This window comes from Martinezella lusitana (assembly GCF_010668395.1).
Classification (GTDB): Bacteria; Pseudomonadota; Alphaproteobacteria; order Rhizobiales; family Rhizobiaceae; genus Rhizobium; species Rhizobium lusitanum_A.
The window spans coordinates 13,538-29,692 of sequence record NZ_WUEY01000027.1; the positions used below are offsets into that span (position 1 = coordinate 13,538).

Genomic DNA, 16,155 nt, shown 5'->3' on the forward strand with positions numbered 1-16,155 from the left:
CTGAGACCGCCTGCTACAGAATGAAGCGGGACAGGTCGGTGTTGCTGGCGAGGTCGCCGACATGTTCGCGGACATAGGCGGCATCGATGGTCACCGATGCGCCGGCGCGATCCGACGCGTTGTAGGAAATGTCGTCAAGCACGCGCTCCATGACCGTCTGCAGGCGACGGGCGCCGATATTCTCGACGGTGGAGTTCAGGTGCACGGCGACATCGGCGAGAGCGTCGATGGCATCGTCGGTGAAGTCGAGCTTCAGGTCTTCCGTTTCCATGAGCGCCCTGTACTGGCGGATAAGGCTTGCTTCCGGCTCCGTCAGGATGCGGCGGAAGTCCTCCTTGGTCAGCGGGCGGAGCTCGACGCGGATCGGCAGGCGGCCCTGCAGTTCCGGCAGAAGATCCGAGGGCTTGGCGACATGGAAGGCACCGGAGGCGATGAAGAGGATGTGGTCCGTCTTGACCGGGCCGTACTTTGTCGAAACCGTGGTGCCTTCGACCAGCGGCAGCAGGTCGCGCTGCACGCCCTCGCGGGAGACGCCGGCGCCGACACCGCCGTCGCGGGCGGCGATCTTGTCGATCTCGTCGAGGAAGACGATGCCGTCGTTTTCAGCCGAGCGCACGGCTTCGCGCTGGATCGCCTCATTGTCGATCAGCTTGTCGGATTCATCGCGGATCAGCTCCTTGTAGGACTCCTTGACCGTCGTGCGCACCTTCTTCGTGCGGCCGCCCATGGCCTTGCCGAACATTTCGGAGAGGTTGAGCACGCCGATATTGGCACCGGGCATGCCGGGGATCTCGAAGCCGCCGGGCATGCCGGAACCGGTATCGGCCACTTCGATATCGATTTCCTTGTCGTCGAGCTGGCCGTCGCGCAGCTTCTTGCGGAAGCTGTCGCGCGTTGCCGGCGATGCTGTCGCGCCGACCAGCGCATCGAGCACGCGCTCCTCGGCGCTCATATGCGCCTTTGCCTGCACTTCGGCGCGCTTCTTTTCGCGCACCAGGCCGATGCCGACCTCGACGAGGTCACGGACAATCTGCTCGACGTCGCGGCCGACATAGCCGACTTCAGTGAACTTGGTGGCTTCGACCTTTATGAAGGGCGCGCCGGCCAGCTTGGCGAGACGGCGGGAGATTTCCGTCTTGCCGACGCCGGTCGGGCCGATCATCAGGATGTTCTTGGGCATGACTTCATCACGCAGCTCGGGTTCGAGCTGCTGCCGGCGCCAGCGATTGCGCAGGGCGATCGCCACCGCGCGCTTGGCCTCATGCTGGCCGACAATATAACGATCGAGCTCGGAAACGATCTCGCGGGGGGAAAAAGTGGTCATTTCGCATGTTCCCTGTCAGGGCTAGAAACTATCAAGAGAGGAACGTCTCAGGCTTCGGCATCGAGCGTTTCCACAATCACATTGTGATTGGTGTAGACGCAGATGTCGGCGGCGATATCGAGGGCGCGGTGGGCGACTTCCTCGGCGGATTTGTCGCTGTCCATCAGCGCGCGTGCTGCGGCGAGCGCGAAATTGCCGCCGGAGCCGATCGCCATGGCGCCATGTTCGGGCTCGAGCACATCGCCGTTGCCGGTGATGGCGAGCGTCACGTTCTTATCGGCAACCAGCATCATGGCTTCGAGGTTGCGCAGATATTTGTCCGTGCGCCAGTCCTTGGCGAGCTCGACGGCTGCGCGCATCAGCTGGCCGGGATATTGTTCGAGCTTCTTTTCAAGGCGCTCGAGCAACGTGAAGGCATCGGCGGTCGCGCCGGCGAAACCGGCGATGACATCGCCCTTGCCGATGCGGCGAACCTTGCGGGCATTGCCCTTCATTACGGTCTGGCCAAGGCTGACCTGGCCATCACCGGCCATCACGACCTTGCCGTTCTTGCGAATAGTCACGATTGTCGTCATTTAACACCTGTTTGCCCCCGTTTCGGCGGGCTTTCTGCCGGGCCGCGTTTCGGCCCCGTCAGCACCTATGTAAGAGGGCTTTTGACGATTGCAAATGCCAGCTACGGCGGATCGATGCGGAGCAGCCGGCTAAAGGCGGGCGGTTGCGCGTAACTTCTGGATATTTCCCGATACGCCTGATAAGGAACCCCCGTATTCCGATGGAGCAGCCCATGGCAGAGACTACAGCGAGCCGCACGGCAAGCGTTTCCCGCAAGACCAACGAGACTTCCGTCTCCGTTTCCGTCAACATCGACGGCAGCGGCAAGTCGACGATTTCGACCGGCGTCGGCTTCTTCGACCATATGCTGGAACAGCTGTCGCGACATTCGCTGATCGACATGGAGATCGACACCAAGGGCGACCTGCATGTCGACGACCATCATGCGGTCGAGGATACCGGCATTGCCATCGGCCAGGCCATTGCCAAGGCGCTCGGCGACCGGCGCGGCATCACCCGCTATGCCTCTATCGACCTTGCCATGGACGAGACGATGACCAAGGCGGCCGTCGATCTTTCCGGCCGTCCGTTCCTTGTCTGGAACGTTTCCTTCAGCGCGCCGAAGATCGGCACATTCGATACCGAACTGGTGCGCGAATTCTTCCAGGCGCTCGCGCAGAATGCCGGCATCACGCTGCATATCCTCAACCATTATGGCGCCAACAATCACCATATAGCCGAGACATGCTTCAAGGCCGTTGCGCGCGCATTGCGCACCGCAACCGAGATCGATCCGCGGCAGGCAGGCCGGGTGCCCTCGACGAAAGGCACGCTCGCCTGAGCCCCGAACTGGGGAATTGAGGAAATGGCAAGCTATCTGATTTTGACTCCGCCCGGAGCGCCGAGCCGATCCGCAGTATCGGATCGGTATCGCGACGAAACCCGCTTCATCCGCGACGGCTTTTCCTGGAAAGCCTTTGTGTTTCCGGCCCTGTGGATGCTTTACCACCGCCTCTGGCTCCACGCGGCGGCTGCCATCCTGTTGCAGGGCCTGGCTGTGGAACTGATACGTCAACCGGGCTTTTTCGCGGCCGGCGCCGCCATCCTGCTCGCTGTCCATGTTCTTGCGGCGCTCGAGGGACGGCATGCGCTCAGCCAGCGGCTGATCGACCGTGGCTGGACAATGGAAAATCTCGTCTCGGCGCATGATCTGGCGACGGCGGAGCAAATCCACTTCTCCGAAGTCGAACAAGAGCCGCAACAGAATATCCATTCGCAAAATTGGGATATCACGGCCACCAATACGAATACCAGCCGCCCAGGCCAGAGCTTCGGCCTGCCCGGCTATGATGGAGGACGCTGACGATGCGCGTCGCGATTATCGACTATGGTTCCGGCAATCTGCGCTCGGCCACTAAGGCTTTCGAGCGGGCTGCCCGCGAGGCAGGCATCGCCGCTGAGATCGACCTGACTGACGATGCCGAGCGGGTCGCCACGGCGGATCGCATCGTGCTTCCCGGCGTCGGCGCCTACGCCGATTGCCGCCGCGGGCTCGATGCCGTTGCCGGCATGGCCGAAGCGGTGATCGATGTCGTGGAGCACAAGGGCCGCCCCTTCCTCGGCATCTGCGTCGGCATGCAGCTGATGTCCTCGCGCGGGCTGGAAAAGACGATCACTCAAGGGTTTGGCTGGATCAAGGGCGATGTCAAGGAGATGACGCCGAGCGATCCAAGCTTGAAGATCCCGCAGATCGGCTGGAACACGCTGGATATCCGCCATCCGCACGCGCTGTTCGACGGCATACCCACAGGGCCGGACGGGCTTCATGCCTATTTCGTCCATTCCTACCATCTCGCCGCCGAACACAGCGACGATGTGATCGCCACCACAAGCTATGGCGGCCCGATGACCGCCTTCGTGGGGCGCGACAACATCGCCGGTGCGCAATTCCATCCGGAAAAGAGCCAGAAACTCGGCCTCGCCCTGATTGCCAATTTCCTGCGCTGGAAGCCGTAAGGCTCGCGCTCCAAGGACAGACATCATGATTCTCTTCCCCGCTATCGACCTCAAAGACGGCCAATGCGTGCGCCTCAAGCTCGGCGACATGGAGCAGGCGACCGTCTACAATCCCGATCCCGGCGCCCAGGCGAAGGCCTTTGAAGACCAGGGCTTCGAGTGGCTGCATGTCGTCGATCTCAACGGCGCCTTCGCCGGCGAGACGGTCAACGGCGCTGCTGTCGACGCCATCCTCAAGGCGACGAAGAACCCCGTACAACTCGGCGGCGGCATCCGCACGCTCGACCATATGGAAAACTGGCTGTCGCGCGGGCTTGCCCGCGTCATCCTCGGCACGGTCGCGGTGCGCGATCCGGCGCTGGTCGTCGAAGCCTGCCGGAGATATCCGGGGCACATTGCCGTCGGCATCGACGCCAAGGGCGGCAAGGTGGCGGTCGAGGGCTGGGCAGAAGCCTCCGAACTCGGCGTCATCGAACTCGCGAAACAATTCGAAGGCGCCGGCGTCGCCGCGATCATCTACACCGATATCGACCGCGACGGCATCCTCACCGGCATCAACTGGGCCTCGACGCTGGAACTGGCCGAGGCCGTTTCCATTCCCGTCATCGCCTCGGGCGGGCTGGCTTCGCTCGACGATATCAAGCGCATGATCCAGCCGGACGCCCGCAAACTGGAGGGTGCGATTTCCGGCCGCGCGCTCTATGATGGCCGCATCGACCCCAAGGAAGCACTGGCGCTGATCAAGCGGGCCAGGGAGGCAGCGCAATGACCCTGAAAGCCCGCGTCATCCCCTGCCTGGACGTCAAGGACGGCCGTGTCGTCAAGGGCGTCAACTTCCTCAATCTCGTCGATGCCGGCGACCCTGTCGAGGCAGCCAAGGCCTATGACGCCGCCGGCGCCGACGAGCTCTGCTTCCTCGACATCACCGCCTCTTCCGACAATCGCGACACCATTTTCGACGTGGTGGCCCGCACCGCCGAACAATGCTTCATGCCCGTCACGGTCGGCGGCGGCGTGCGCGCCATCGCCGACATTCGCAAGCTGCTGCTGTGCGGCGCCGACAAGGTGTCGATCAATTCGGCGGCGGTGAACAATCCGGATTTCGTGGCCGAGGCGGCCGACAAGTTCGGCAACCAGTGCATCGTCGTCTCGATCGACGCCAAGCGGCGGCGGACCGAGGCGCTCGGCGGCGACAATATGAGCGCCTGGGAAATCTATACCCATGGCGGCCGCAACGCGACGGGCATCGATGCCGTCGATTTCGCCCGCAAGATGGTCGAACGCGGCGCCGGCGAGCTGCTCGTCACCTCGATGGACCGCGACGGCACCAAGGTCGGCTACGACCTGGAGCTGACGCGGGCGATCGCCGATGCGGTGCGCGTTCCCGTCATCGCCTCGGGCGGCGTCGGCGATCTCGACGATCTCGTCGCCGGCATCAAGGAAGGCCATGCGACGGCGGTGCTTGCCGCCTCGATCTTCCACTTCGGCACCTATTCGGTGGGCGAAGCAAAGCGCTACATGGCAGAGCGCGGCATTCCGATGCGGCTGGATTAGGAGGCAGCGTACCGATGAGCGGATTTACCCTTTCCGACCTCGAACGAATCGTCGAGGAACGCTCCAAGGCTTCGCCGGAGGAATCCTGGACCGCCAAGCTTTTTGCCGCCGGCCAGCCGAAAGCGGCAAAGAAACTGGGCGAAGAGGCAATCGAGGCCGTCATGGCCGCAGTTGCAAACGATCGCGACAACCTCACCTATGAGGCCGCCGATCTGCTATATCATCTTTTGGTCGTATTGAAGATTGCCGGCATTCCGTTGCAGAATGTCATGGGTGAGCTCGAAAGGCGCACCGTCCAATCCGGCCTCCAAGAGAAGGCCAGCCGGTAAAACGCGATGACGATAGCGACCAAGACCCCGCCCGCACCCGAGACGCTCGATATTTTTGAGGCGAAAGCCTATTCGCCCTATTATTTCTTCTCCTCGGAAGAATGGGCGAAATTCCGTGCCGACACTCCCCTGACACTGACCGCCGACGAAGTGACGCGGCTGCGCTCGATGGGCGACCCCATCGATCTCGACGAGGTCCGGCGCATCTATCTCTCCTTGTCGCGGCTGCTGTCCTCGCATGTGGAATCCTCGCAGATCCTCTTCGAGCAGCGCAACCGCTTCCTCAGCCTCTCCAATGTCGCCAAGACGCCTTTCGTCATCGGCATTGCCGGCTCGGTCGCGGTCGGCAAATCCACCACGGCCCGCATCCTGAAGGAGTTGCTGCGCCGCTGGCCGTCGAGCCCGAAGGTCGATCTCGTCACCACCGACGGCTTTCTCTACCCGAACGCCGAGCTGCAGCGCCGCAACCTGATGCAGCGCAAGGGCTTTCCGGAAAGCTACGACACCGCGGCGCTGCTGCGTTTCCTCTCGGCGATCAAGGCCGGGCAGCCGAACGTGCAGGCGCCATCCTATTCGCACCTCGTCTATGACGTGCTGCCGAACGAATTCAAGACGGTCGACCGGCCGGATATCCTGATCTTCGAAGGCATCAACGTGCTGCAGTCGCGGCATCTGCCGGCGGACGGCAAGATCGTGCCGATGGTTTCGGATTTCTTCGACTTCTCGATCTATATCGATGCCGACGAGCCGCTCATCCACAACTGGTATGTCGCCCGCTTCATGCGGCTGCGCGAGACCGCTTTCCGCGACCCCAACTCCTTCTTCCACCGCTACGCCTCGATCAGCGAGCAGGAAGCGCTGGCGATCGCCGAGGGGCTCTGGAAGAACATCAACCTGAAGAACCTGCGCCAGAACATTCTGCCGACGCGCCCACGCGCCGACCTCATTCTGCAGAAGGGCAAGAACCATCTGATCGAGCAGGTTGCGCTGAGGAAGCTCTGAAAATCAGGGCTGAACGCGGCGGAGGGTGAGGTTTATCCGCCCGCCGTTCTTCAACAGCGTCGAGGTTGCCGGATAGATGCGCTCGACGCCGTGGAAGCACAGCCTTCCTTCGCCGCCGAGGATGACGATATCGCCGCTCGAAAGCTTGAAAGATAGCGTGCGATCGTTGCGGTTGAGGCCGCCGACCCGAAACAGGCAGGTGTTGCCGAGCGAGATCGACAGCACGGGCGCCTTGAGATCCTGCTCGTCGCGATCCTGATGCAGGCCCATGCGCGCATCGTCGCTATAGAAATTGACGAGGCAGGCTTCGGGCGGCGTTTCATAGCCTGCTATATCGCGCCAGAGATCGAGCAGTTGCGCCGGCATCGCCGGCCATGGACGACCTGTCACCGGATGGGTCGGCTGATAGCGGTAGCCGTGCTGCTTGTCCGTCACCCAGCCGAGCGAGCCGCAATTGGTCATGCGCACCGACATCTCCTTGCCGGTACCCGGCATGACCGGTGTGAACAGCGGCGCCTCCGCCACGACGGCACGGATCGCCTCGACCAGCGCTTCCTGGGCAGGGCGGTCGAGATATCCGGGCAGATGGCGAATTCCGTTGGGGAGCAGCATCGATATTTCCTGTGGTGGGCTGGTCGGGTGAGCCTATCATTGCCGCGCCTTTTTGCATGGCCCCTCACCCCAACCCTCTCCCCGCATAGCGGGGCGAGGGAGTTTTCGTGCCTCAAGTCAGCTGCCGCCGGGAGAAACCAAGGCCGCTGGTTCGCGCTGTCGTCCCTTCTCCCCGCCTGCGGGGGAGAAGGCTAGGGTGAGGGGCCGAGCAGATAGCATCTGCGAAATCGAACTCGCCTGACTATCATCATCTTGACCGAATCAAATCGAAACCGCAGCCCGAAAAGCGAGCCTAGTCGCCGCCGACCTTGCCGCGCATCTTCTTGACCTCGGAGCGGCCGGATTTCTCCTTCAGCCGGCGCTCGACGGAGCCCTTGGTCGGCTTGGTCTTCCTGCGGGGCGGCGGCGGCGGGGCGGCGGCTTCGAGGATCAGCTCCTTAAGCCGCTCGCGCGCGTCCTCGCGATTGCGATCCTGGCTGCGAAAGCGGCTGGCCTCGATCATCAGCACGCCGTCCTTGGAGACGCGGCGGCCGGCGAGCCTGATGGCATTGGCCTTGACGCGATCGTTGAGCGACGGCGAATTCACGATACCGAAGAAGAGCTGGACGGCGGTCGCGACCTTGTTGACGTTCTGGCCGCCGGGGCCACCCGCCAGAACGAATTGTTCCGTCAGTTCCCAACCGGCAACAGTGATCCGGTCGTTGATGTAAAGCGCTTCGCTGGCCATGATTTTCTCCGCGCCTGTCTATCCCACATCGAGGCGCGGTTGAAAATATGGTTATCGCAAGTTCGGGGCCGCCTCGTCCTTCGAGGCATTTCCACGCGTTGCGCCGAAATGCACCTCAGGATGAGGGCGGGGCGACTACAGCCAAGGCAGAAAACCCGCCCTCGCGGTGAGCAGGCCCAGAGGGCCGTCTCGAACCACGAGGGCGGGTCGTGAGTTTCACGTGAGTCATCGCTCTCGTGAGCTATTTATTCCGCTGCGACCGGCAAACCCGGGGCCGCGTCGCGGACGTTGCCGTCGACATGGTCCTCGAACTTGGCGAAGTTCGACACGAACATCTGCACCAGCTTGGCGGCCTGCGCGTCATAGGCATCGCCATCCGCCCAGGTGGAGCGCGGGTCGAGGATGCCGCTGTCGACGCCTTCGACCGCAACCGGAACCGCAAAGCCGAAATTCTGGTCGATGCGGAATTCGACGTTGTCGAGATCGCCCTTCAGGGCCGAGGCCAGCAGCGCACGCGTCGCCTTGATCGGCATGCGGCTTCCCTTGCCGTAGGCGCCGCCGGTCCAGCCGGTGTTGACGAGCCAGCAACGGGCGCCGTGGCGGGCGATCAGCTCCTTGAGCAAATTGCCGTATTCGGCGGGATGGCGCGGCATGAAGGGAGCGCCGAAGCAGGTCGAGAACGTGGCTTCCGGCTCGACGACGCCCTTCTCCGTGCCGGCGACCTTGGCGGTGTAGCCCGACAGGAAGTGGTACATCGCCTGATCCGGCGTCAGCTTGGCGATCGGCGGCATGACGCCGAAGGCATCGGCCGTCAGCATGATGATCGTCTCGGGATGACCTGTCATGCCGGATTCCGAAGCATTCGGAATGAAATGCAGCGGATAGGCGCTCCGGGTGTTTTCCGTCAGCGAGCCGTCGTCGAGGTCCGGCCTGCCATGCTCGTCGAGCACGACGTTTTCCAGCACGGTGCCGAAGCGGCGCGTCGTCTCGTAGATTTCCGGCTCGGCCTCGGCCGAAAGGCGGATGGTCTTGGCGTAGCAGCCGCCTTCGAAATTGAAGATGCCGTTTTCACCCCAGCCATGCTCGTCGTCGCCGATAAGCGTGCGCGTCGGATCGGCCGACAGCGTCGTCTTGCCGGTGCCGGAGAGGCCGAAGAAGATCGCGGCGTCGCCCTCGGGGCCGACGTTGGCCGAGCAGTGCATCGGCATGACGCCACGCTCCGGCAGCATGTAGTTCAGCGCCGTGAACACCGATTTCTTCATTTCGCCGGCATAGGACGTGCCGCCGATCAGGACGATGCCGTTGACGAAATCGCAGGCGATCACCGTCTCCGTACGGCAGCCGTAGCGCTCGGGATCGGCGCGAAAGCTCGGCAGGTCGATGATCGTCAGCTTCGGCACGAAGCTTTCGAGCGCCGAGCGCTCCGGGCGGATCAGCAGATTGCGGATGAACAGCGAGTGCCAGGCGAACTCGGTGACGACGCGGGTCGGCAGGGCATATTCGGCATCGGCGCCGCCGATGAGATCCTGCACGAACAGGTCCCTGCCGCGGGCATGCGCCAGCATGTCCTCATGCAGCAGCGCGAAATGTTCCGGCGACATCGGCTTGTTGTTGTCCCACCAGATCTGGTCTTCGGTGGTGGCGTCGCGCACGACGAACTTGTCCTTCGGGGAGCGGCCGGTGTGCTGGCCGGTCAAAGCCCTGAGCGCGCCATCGGCGGTCAGATCGGCTTCGCGGCGGCGAATCGCCTCCTCATAAAGGTGAGCTTCCATGAGGTTATAGCGCACACTGGCGGCGGCTCCCAGGCCGATCGATCCCAGTTCAGTCGCGGGATTGCGGACGCCGAATTGCTCCATGATTTTTTCCTCTACAAGGGGCTTGGCCGTTAGAATTGTCTAAAGCGTAGAGGTGTCTTTTTAAAAGCACAAGAGCGCAAAACAAAAAATCTGTAATGATATCATATATTTAATCGATTTAAATAAATCTCGGCAATTTTAAATCGTTTGAATGAGGGCGGGCGAGACGTTTCGTCGCACAACCTCCGATCACGGGCATTTCGGCTCGGCAATCTTCCCCTTTATCTTTGCCACAATTTGTTCCACCTTTATCCCCATAAGCGCGCCAGGTTACCGCCGACCGAGCTGGCAGACCGCCTGGGCTGGATTCCAAATCCGGGAGATGCGCACTGATGACGGAGACGAACACCATGTTGACAATCGCGCTCGTTGACGACGACCGCAATATCCTGACTTCCGTATCGATTGCCTTGGAAGCAGAGGGATATAAGGTAGAGACCTATACGGACGGGGCCTCGGCGCTGGACGGCCTGCTTGCCCGGCCGCCGCAACTGGCGATCTTCGATATCAAGATGCCGCGCATGGACGGCATGGAGCTGCTGCGCCGCCTGCGTCAGAAGTCCGACATCCCTGTCATCTTTCTCACCTCCAAGGACGAGGAAATCGACGAACTCTTCGGCCTGAAGATGGGCGCCGACGACTTCATCACCAAGCCGTTCTCGCAGCGCCTCCTGGTCGAGCGCGTCAAGGCGGTTCTCCGCCGCGCCTCCGCCCGCGAAGCCGCGAACGCAGCCGGCGGCACTGCCACCGCCAAGCCCGGCGCCGCCCAGCAGGCCCGCTCGCTCGAACGCGGCCAGCTGGTCATGGACCAGGAACGCCATACATGCACCTGGAAGGGCGAGCCCGTGACGCTGACCGTCACCGAATTCCTCATCCTGCATTCGCTGGCGCAGCGCCCCGGCGTGGTCAAGAGCCGCGATGCGCTGATGGATGCCGCCTATGACGAGCAGGTCTATGTCGACGACCGCACCATCGACAGCCACATCAAGAGGCTGCGCAAGAAATTCAAGATGGTCGATCTCGATTTTGATATGATCGAGACGCTGTATGGCGTGGGCTATCGTTTCCGCGAAGCTGCCTAGAGCCGGATGATTTCAGGTCCAATCGACCTGAAATCCGAATCCGCTCCAGAACTAGAAAGTGAGCATGATGCCGTCCGAAAACCGCATATACTTTCCGGCATCATGCTCGAACAGTTAGCTGGACCATACGGCTGAGAATGGAATAAGAGCATGCGGACGGGATCCCTGATCCCGTTCTTCGAAAGGGCCGTTGGCTTGGCACAGCTGGTGCAGGACAGGGATATAGACGACTCGGAAGGCCCGAGCGGCGCTCGGATCGCACGCCGGCGCTGGACCCATCCGTTCGTGCTGATCCGCCGCATCTTCGGCAACGCCGTCTTTTCCAGCCTGACGCGCCGCATCCTGTTCTTCAACCTTGCGGCACTGGTCGTTCTTGTCGGCGGCATTCTCTACCTCAACCAGTTTCGCGAGGGGCTGATCGATGCGCGCGTCGAAAGCCTGCTGACCCAGGGCGAAATCATCGCCGGCGCCGTTTCCGCATCGGCATCGGTCGATACCAACTCCATCACCATCGATCCGCAGAAGCTCCTGGAGCTGCAGGCCGGCCAAAGCATCACCCCCGTTCCGAACGACGAGGATCTGGAATTCCCGATCGATCCGGAAAAAGTGGCGCCGGTGCTGACCCGGCTGATCTCGCCGACACGCACCCGCGCCCGCATCTTCGATGCCGATGCCAACCTGCTGCTCGACAGCCGCCATCTCTATTCGCGCGGCCAGGTGCTGCGCTACGACCTGCCGCCGGTCGACGATGCGGCGCAGAGCTGGTCGGACTGGTTCAGCGGCCTGCTCAACAAGATGCTGCAGCCGGGCAATCTGCCTGTCTACAAGGAAGCGCCCGGCGGTGACGGCTCGATCTATCCGGAGGTCATGAACGCGCTGACGGGCGTGCGCGGCGCTGTCGTGCGCACCACGGAGAAGGGCGAGCTGATCGTTTCGGTCGCCGTGCCGATCCAGCGTTTCCGCGCCGTGCTCGGCGTCCTGCTGCTGTCGACGCAGGCCGGCGATATCGACAAGATCGTTCATGCCGAACGCCTGGCGATCATGCGCGTCTTCGGCGTCGCGACGCTGGTCAACGTCGTGCTGTCGCTGCTGCTGTCGTCCACCATCGCCAATCCGCTGCGCCGGCTTTCGGCCGCCGCCATCCGCGTGCGCCGCGGCGGGGCGAAGGAGCGCGAGGAAATTCCCGATTTCTCGGCCCGCCAGGACGAGATCGGCAACCTGTCGATCGCGCTGCGCGACATGACCTCGGCGCTCTACGATCGCATCGACGCCATCGAAAGCTTCGCGGCCGATGTCAGCCACGAGCTGAAAAACCCGCTGACATCGCTGCGCAGCGCCGTCGAAACGCTGCCGCTTGCCAAGAGCGACGATTCCAAGAAGCGGCTCATGGATGTGATCCAGCACGATGTCCGCCGCCTCGACCGCCTGATCAGCGATATCTCCGATGCATCGCGGCTCGATGCCGAACTTGCCCGCTCGGATGCCAAATCGATCGACCTGGAAGTGCTGCTGCGCGACATGATCGAGATCTCGAGGCAGGTCGGGCACAGCAAGAAGGCCGTCGAGATCGAATATGCGGTCGATCGCAAGCCGGCCAACAAGTCCAAGTTCCTGATCGACGGCCACGATCTTCGTATCGGCCAGATCGTCACCAACCTCATCGAAAACGCCCGGTCCTTCGTTCCGACCGCCACCGGCAAGATCACCGTCCGGCTGACACGCACGCGGACGCGCTGCGTCGTCTATATCGAGGATAACGGCCCTGGCATCCAGGCCGAAAACATCGACCGTATCTTCGAACGCTTCTACACTGATCGGCCCGAGGCCGAAGGGTTCGGGCAGAATTCCGGTCTCGGTCTTTCCATCAGCCGGCAGATCGCCGAGGCGCATGGCGGATCGCTGCGCGCCGAGAATATCGTCGACAGCGACGGCGTGACGCTGCACGGAGCCCGCTTCATTCTCTCGCTGCCCGCCCGGACGCCGGCTTGAGCGGCGGCATGACCGGCGAAACGACCAATATTCACGCCACGGCCATCCTCGTCGGCAAGACCGGGCTCCTGTTTCTAGGCCCCTCTGGCAGCGGCAAATCCAGCCTCGCCTTCTCGTGCCTGGCGGCCGCCAAGCCGCTCGGGCTTGCCGCAAGCCTGATCGCCGACGATCGCGTGCTGATCTCCGAGCAGGACGGCTCCCTGATCGCGGAATGTCCGCCGTCGATCGCCGGGTTGATGGAAATCCGCTATACCGGGATTGTTCGGATGCCTTACGTTTCGCGGGCCGAAATGCATTTCGCCGTCCGCCCCGTCGATCCGGCGACGGCTGAGAGGATGCCACCTGAGGACGAATGGATCGATATTACCGTATCCGCTCGGTTGCCCTTGATCCGTCTGTCTGCAACCTCCGCGAATCCGCTGGCTGTAATCATGGCGAAAATCGGCGCAAGTTTGGGTTAATAGGCCATTTAGGCCCCTACAGGCGTTCAAATCCTATATTTTAAGCTTGCACTTCGTCTTTTCATCGCCAAGATGTCCCCCCACGGTGGACGGCATTGCTGCATTGCGATATGGGCCACCTGTTTGCATATGCAATGGGAGCAGTAATATCATGATTGGACTTGTGCTTGTCACTCATGGCAAGCTGGCTGAAGAGTTTCGGCATGCTGTCGAGCATGTCGTTGGTCCGCAGAAGTTCATAGAAACGGTATGCATTGGTCCCGAGGACGATATGGACAAGCGCCGGCAGGACATTCTGCAGGCCGTCGCGGGCGCCGACGACGGGCACGGCGTCATCATCCTCACCGACATGTTCGGCGGCACTCCTTCCAATCTCGCAATCTCCGTCATGAATAGCGGCCATACCGAGGTCATCGCCGGCGTCAATCTGCCGATGCTGATCAAGCTTGCCGGCGTGCGCGGCGACAACAACATGGAAAGGGCTCTGGTGGAAGCTTCGGAGGCAGGTCGCAAATATATCAACGTGGCCAGCCGCGTGCTTAGCGGCAAATAACGAGGCAAGCACAGCCCCCATGACCATGACCGAGCTTTCCCGGGAACTCCTCATCATCAACAAACGGGGCCTGCACGCCCGAGCCTCCGCAAAATTCGTACAAACCGTCGAAGCATACGATGCCGCGATCACCGTTTCGAAGGACGGCACCACGGTCGGCGGCAATTCGATCATGGGCCTGATGATGCTGGCCGCCAGTCCCGGCTGCAGCGTGCTGGTGACGGCAAGCGGCAATCAGGCGGCCGAAGCGCTCGAGGCGCTCGATCAGCTGGTGGCCAACAAGTTCGGCGAGGAAATGTAAGGTTTCCTCCGGCCATTGCCGGGATATAAAGACATAAAGACTTCTTTATATCATTATTGATTTCCACCCTGAAGCCTGCTACACGGCATCATCCTACACGCTATAGCGTGCAATTTTTGTTGCATTCGGCTGAGGCGTTTGCCCGCGGCGCGACTGCATCGTTCAGGCTGGAGACCCACTGATGAGCACTGAAAAGGACTACGTCGTCGCTGATATCGGCCTTGCCGACTTCGGCCGCAAGGAAATCTCGATCGCCGAAACCGAAATGCCGGGCCTGATGGCCTGCCGCGCCGAATTCGGCGAAGCGCAGCCGCTGAAGGGCGCACGCATCACCGGCTCCCTGCACATGACGATCCAGACCGCCGTTCTCATCGAGACACTGGTCGCGCTCGGCGCTCAGGTCCGCTGGGCCTCCTGCAACATCTTCTCCACGCAGGACCATGCCGCCGCAGCGATCGCCGCCTCCGGCGTTCCGGTCTTCGCGATCAAGGGCGAAAGCCTCGAAGACTACTGGATCTACACCGACAAGATCTTCCAGTGGACCGATGGCGGCCTCTCCAACATGATCCTCGACGATGGCGGCGACGCCACGATGTACATCCTGCTCGGCGCCCGCGCCGAAGCCGGCGAGGACGTGCTCTCCCATCCGCATTCGGAAGAAGAGGAAATCCTCTTCGCGCAGATCAAGAAGCGCCTTCAGGCTTCGCCGGGCTGGTTCACCAAGCAGCGCGACGCCATCAAGGGCGTGACCGAAGAAACCACGACCGGCGTCAACCGCCTCTACCAGCTCAGCCAGAAGGGCCTGCTGCCCTTCCCGGCCATCAACGTCAACGATAGCGTCACCAAGTCGAAGTTCGACAACAAGTACGGCTGCAAGGAATCGCTGGTCGACGGCATCCGCCGCGCCACCGACGTGATGATGGCCGGCAAGGTCGCCGTCGTCTGCGGCTACGGCGACGTCGGCAAGGGTTCCGCCGCTTCGCTTTCCGGCGCCGGCGCCCGCGTCAAGGTCACCGAAGTCGATCCGATCTGCGCCCTTCAGGCTGCCATGGACGGCTACGAAGTCGTTCAGCTCGAAGACGTCGTTTCGAGCGCCGACATCTTCATCACCACGACCGGCAACAAGGATGTCATCCGCATCGACCACATGCGCGCGATGAAGGACATGGCGATCGTCGGCAACATCGGCCACTTCGACAACGAAATCCAGGTTGCCGCGCTGCGGAACCAGAAGTGGACGAATATCAAGCCGCAGGTCGACCTGGTCGAGTTCTCCAAGGGCAACCGCATCATCCTTCTGTCCGAAGGCCGCCTGCTGAACCTGGGCAACGCCACCGGCCACCCGTCCTTCGTGATGTCGGCTTCCTTCACCAACCAGACGTTGGCGCAGATCGAGCTGTTCACCAAGCCCGGCCACTACAAGAACGAGGTCTACGTTCTGCCGAAGCACCTCGACGAGAAGGTCGCCCGCCTGCATCTGGCCAAGCTCGGCGTAAAGCTGACGGAGCTTTCGGAAGAGCAGGCTTCGTATATCGGCGTAACGCCGAAAGGTCCTTTCAAGTCCGACCACTACAGATACTGATTAGCAAATCACTATCCACAACATCTTGTGGCCCTGGCATTGACAAATGCCGGGGCTTATTTTTTAGCCAGCTCCCTTCCCGCAGATTCCCTTAGGCAGTATTGTTTTTACACTTGATTCGTGACGAACCGGGCATGCCCGGAGCCATGAAAATGGGATGTCTTGTCAGGATGCGGCACAGTAGAGCCGGATGATTCCAGGTCGATCCGGCC

18 protein-coding genes are annotated in these 16,155 nt (G+C 61.9%); 13 read left to right on the forward strand and 5 right to left on the reverse strand.

Translation table 11 applies throughout. The annotated features are described in order from the left end of the window. Window positions 1-13 precede the first annotated feature (13 nt). Both hslU and hslV read right to left on the reverse strand, forming a co-directional pair. Complete coding sequence (gene hslU, locus GR212_RS32090) at window positions 14-1,324, reverse strand: ATP-dependent protease ATPase subunit HslU (RefSeq protein WP_163993238.1); 1,311 nt, start codon at window positions 1,322-1,324, stop codon at window positions 14-16. 47 nt (window positions 1,325-1,371) lie between these two features. Then, a complete protein-coding gene (gene hslV / locus GR212_RS32095; RefSeq protein WP_163993240.1) occupies window positions 1,372-1,899 on the reverse strand; it encodes an ATP-dependent protease subunit HslV in 528 nt (175 codons plus the stop codon). 212 nt (window positions 1,900-2,111) lie between these two features. Here hslV and hisB point away from each other — a divergent pair, with 212 nt between their 5' ends. Genes hisB through coaA form a run of 7 tightly spaced genes read left to right on the forward strand, consistent with a single transcriptional unit; the run spans window position 2,112 to window position 6,780 of the window. Then, window positions 2,112-2,720 (forward strand): imidazoleglycerol-phosphate dehydratase HisB, encoded by a 609-nt coding sequence (hisB, locus tag GR212_RS32100; RefSeq protein WP_113393055.1) that lies wholly within the window; start codon window positions 2,112-2,114, stop codon window positions 2,718-2,720. Between the two features lie 24 nt (window positions 2,721-2,744). Further along, a complete protein-coding gene (locus tag GR212_RS32105) occupies window positions 2,745-3,242 on the forward strand; it encodes a DUF2628 domain-containing protein (RefSeq protein ID WP_163993242.1) in 498 nt (165 codons plus the stop codon). 2 nt (window positions 3,243-3,244) lie between these two features. Then, on the forward strand, window positions 3,245-3,895 hold the full coding sequence (gene hisH, locus GR212_RS32110; RefSeq protein WP_163993245.1) for an imidazole glycerol phosphate synthase subunit HisH: 651 nt from the start codon (window positions 3,245-3,247) through the stop codon (window positions 3,893-3,895). Between the two features lie 25 nt (window positions 3,896-3,920). Then, the gene (gene hisA / locus GR212_RS32115; RefSeq protein ID WP_163993247.1) at window positions 3,921-4,664 is read left to right on the forward strand and encodes a 1-(5-phosphoribosyl)-5-[(5-phosphoribosylamino)methylideneamino]imidazole-4-carboxamide isomerase; all 744 of its coding nucleotides are present in this window, start codon (window positions 3,921-3,923) and stop codon (window positions 4,662-4,664) included. Beyond that, window positions 4,661-5,449 (forward strand): imidazole glycerol phosphate synthase subunit HisF, encoded by a 789-nt coding sequence (hisF, locus tag GR212_RS32120; protein WP_163993249.1) that lies wholly within the window; start codon window positions 4,661-4,663, stop codon window positions 5,447-5,449. Before hisA ends, hisF begins: the two co-directional genes overlap by 4 nt. A 14-nt stretch (window positions 5,450-5,463) precedes the next feature. Then, complete coding sequence (locus GR212_RS32125; RefSeq protein WP_113372150.1) at window positions 5,464-5,778, forward strand: phosphoribosyl-ATP diphosphatase; 315 nt, start codon at window positions 5,464-5,466, stop codon at window positions 5,776-5,778. A 6-nt stretch (window positions 5,779-5,784) separates the two neighbouring features. Further along, the gene (coaA, locus tag GR212_RS32130) at window positions 5,785-6,780 is read left to right on the forward strand and encodes a type I pantothenate kinase (RefSeq protein ID WP_163993251.1); all 996 of its coding nucleotides are present in this window, start codon (window positions 5,785-5,787) and stop codon (window positions 6,778-6,780) included. Window positions 6,781-6,783: 3 nt separating this feature from the next. Here coaA and GR212_RS32135 read toward each other — a convergent pair whose 3' ends face one another. From GR212_RS32135 to GR212_RS32145, 3 genes are all read right to left on the reverse strand, one after another. Beyond that, the gene (locus GR212_RS32135) at window positions 6,784-7,392 is read right to left on the reverse strand and encodes an alpha-ketoglutarate-dependent dioxygenase AlkB family protein (protein ID WP_163993253.1); all 609 of its coding nucleotides are present in this window, start codon (window positions 7,390-7,392) and stop codon (window positions 6,784-6,786) included. A 292-nt stretch (window positions 7,393-7,684) separates the two neighbouring features. Continuing rightward, the gene (arfB, locus tag GR212_RS32140; protein ID WP_163993255.1) at window positions 7,685-8,119 is read right to left on the reverse strand and encodes an alternative ribosome rescue aminoacyl-tRNA hydrolase ArfB; all 435 of its coding nucleotides are present in this window, start codon (window positions 8,117-8,119) and stop codon (window positions 7,685-7,687) included. Window positions 8,120-8,364: 245 nt separating this feature from the next. Next, on the reverse strand, window positions 8,365-9,975 hold the full coding sequence (locus tag GR212_RS32145) for a phosphoenolpyruvate carboxykinase (RefSeq protein WP_163993256.1): 1,611 nt from the start codon (window positions 9,973-9,975) through the stop codon (window positions 8,365-8,367). A 350-nt stretch (window positions 9,976-10,325) separates the two neighbouring features. On the opposite strand from GR212_RS32145, the gene GR212_RS32150 reads away from it, so the two are divergent. The 6 genes from GR212_RS32150 (at window position 10,326) to ahcY (ending at window position 15,943) form a co-directional block, all read left to right on the forward strand. Continuing rightward, complete coding sequence (locus GR212_RS32150; protein WP_204326854.1) at window positions 10,326-11,057, forward strand: response regulator transcription factor; 732 nt, start codon at window positions 10,326-10,328, stop codon at window positions 11,055-11,057. 195 nt (window positions 11,058-11,252) lie between these two features. Further along, entirely contained in the window at window positions 11,253-13,046 is a 1,794-nt protein-coding gene (locus tag GR212_RS32155; RefSeq protein WP_204326855.1) for a sensor histidine kinase, read from the forward strand. 8 nt (window positions 13,047-13,054) lie between these two features. Further along, a complete protein-coding gene (locus GR212_RS32160) occupies window positions 13,055-13,507 on the forward strand; it encodes an HPr kinase/phosphorylase (protein WP_163993262.1) in 453 nt (150 codons plus the stop codon). Window positions 13,508-13,658: 151 nt separating this feature from the next. Then, a complete protein-coding gene (locus tag GR212_RS32165; protein WP_015338202.1) occupies window positions 13,659-14,060 on the forward strand; it encodes a PTS sugar transporter subunit IIA in 402 nt (133 codons plus the stop codon). Window positions 14,061-14,085: 25 nt separating this feature from the next. After that, window positions 14,086-14,361 (forward strand): HPr family phosphocarrier protein, encoded by a 276-nt coding sequence (locus GR212_RS32170; RefSeq protein WP_112795712.1) that lies wholly within the window; start codon window positions 14,086-14,088, stop codon window positions 14,359-14,361. 181 nt (window positions 14,362-14,542) lie between these two features. Next, complete coding sequence (ahcY, locus tag GR212_RS32175) at window positions 14,543-15,943, forward strand: adenosylhomocysteinase (RefSeq protein ID WP_163993264.1); 1,401 nt, start codon at window positions 14,543-14,545, stop codon at window positions 15,941-15,943. Window positions 15,944-16,155: the final 212 nt, after the last annotated feature.

What these genes read in the sequence shown, in the direction of transcription:
- GR212_RS32145 (WP_163993256.1), bottom strand. Translation starts at nt 9,975, where the DNA reads ATGGAGCAATTCGGCGTCCGCAATCCCGCGACTGAACTGGGATCGATC.
- GR212_RS32125 (WP_113372150.1), top strand. Translation starts at nt 5,464, where the DNA reads ATGAGCGGATTTACCCTTTCCGACCTCGAACGAATCGTCGAGGAACGC.
- GR212_RS32160 (WP_163993262.1), top strand. Translation starts at nt 13,055, where the DNA reads ATGACCGGCGAAACGACCAATATTCACGCCACGGCCATCCTCGTCGGC.
- hslU (WP_163993238.1), bottom strand. Translation starts at nt 1,324, where the DNA reads ATGACCACTTTTTCCCCCCGCGAGATCGTTTCCGAGCTCGATCGTTAT.
- hisB (WP_113393055.1), top strand. Translation starts at nt 2,112, where the DNA reads ATGGCAGAGACTACAGCGAGCCGCACGGCAAGCGTTTCCCGCAAGACC.
- hisF (WP_163993249.1), top strand. Translation starts at nt 4,661, where the DNA reads ATGACCCTGAAAGCCCGCGTCATCCCCTGCCTGGACGTCAAGGACGGC.
- arfB (WP_163993255.1), bottom strand. Translation starts at nt 8,119, where the DNA reads ATGGCCAGCGAAGCGCTTTACATCAACGACCGGATCACTGTTGCCGGT.
- ahcY (WP_163993264.1), top strand. Translation starts at nt 14,543, where the DNA reads ATGAGCACTGAAAAGGACTACGTCGTCGCTGATATCGGCCTTGCCGAC.
- GR212_RS32170 (WP_112795712.1), top strand. Translation starts at nt 14,086, where the DNA reads ATGACCGAGCTTTCCCGGGAACTCCTCATCATCAACAAACGGGGCCTG.
- GR212_RS32150 (WP_204326854.1), top strand. Translation starts at nt 10,326, where the DNA reads ATGTTGACAATCGCGCTCGTTGACGACGACCGCAATATCCTGACTTCC.
- coaA (WP_163993251.1), top strand. Translation starts at nt 5,785, where the DNA reads ATGACGATAGCGACCAAGACCCCGCCCGCACCCGAGACGCTCGATATT.
- hisA (WP_163993247.1), top strand. Translation starts at nt 3,921, where the DNA reads ATGATTCTCTTCCCCGCTATCGACCTCAAAGACGGCCAATGCGTGCGC.
- GR212_RS32165 (WP_015338202.1), top strand. Translation starts at nt 13,659, where the DNA reads ATGATTGGACTTGTGCTTGTCACTCATGGCAAGCTGGCTGAAGAGTTT.
- hisH (WP_163993245.1), top strand. Translation starts at nt 3,245, where the DNA reads ATGCGCGTCGCGATTATCGACTATGGTTCCGGCAATCTGCGCTCGGCC.
- GR212_RS32135 (WP_163993253.1), bottom strand. Translation starts at nt 7,392, where the DNA reads ATGCTGCTCCCCAACGGAATTCGCCATCTGCCCGGATATCTCGACCGC.
- GR212_RS32105 (WP_163993242.1), top strand. Translation starts at nt 2,745, where the DNA reads ATGGCAAGCTATCTGATTTTGACTCCGCCCGGAGCGCCGAGCCGATCC.
- hslV (WP_163993240.1), bottom strand. Translation starts at nt 1,899, where the DNA reads ATGACGACAATCGTGACTATTCGCAAGAACGGCAAGGTCGTGATGGCC.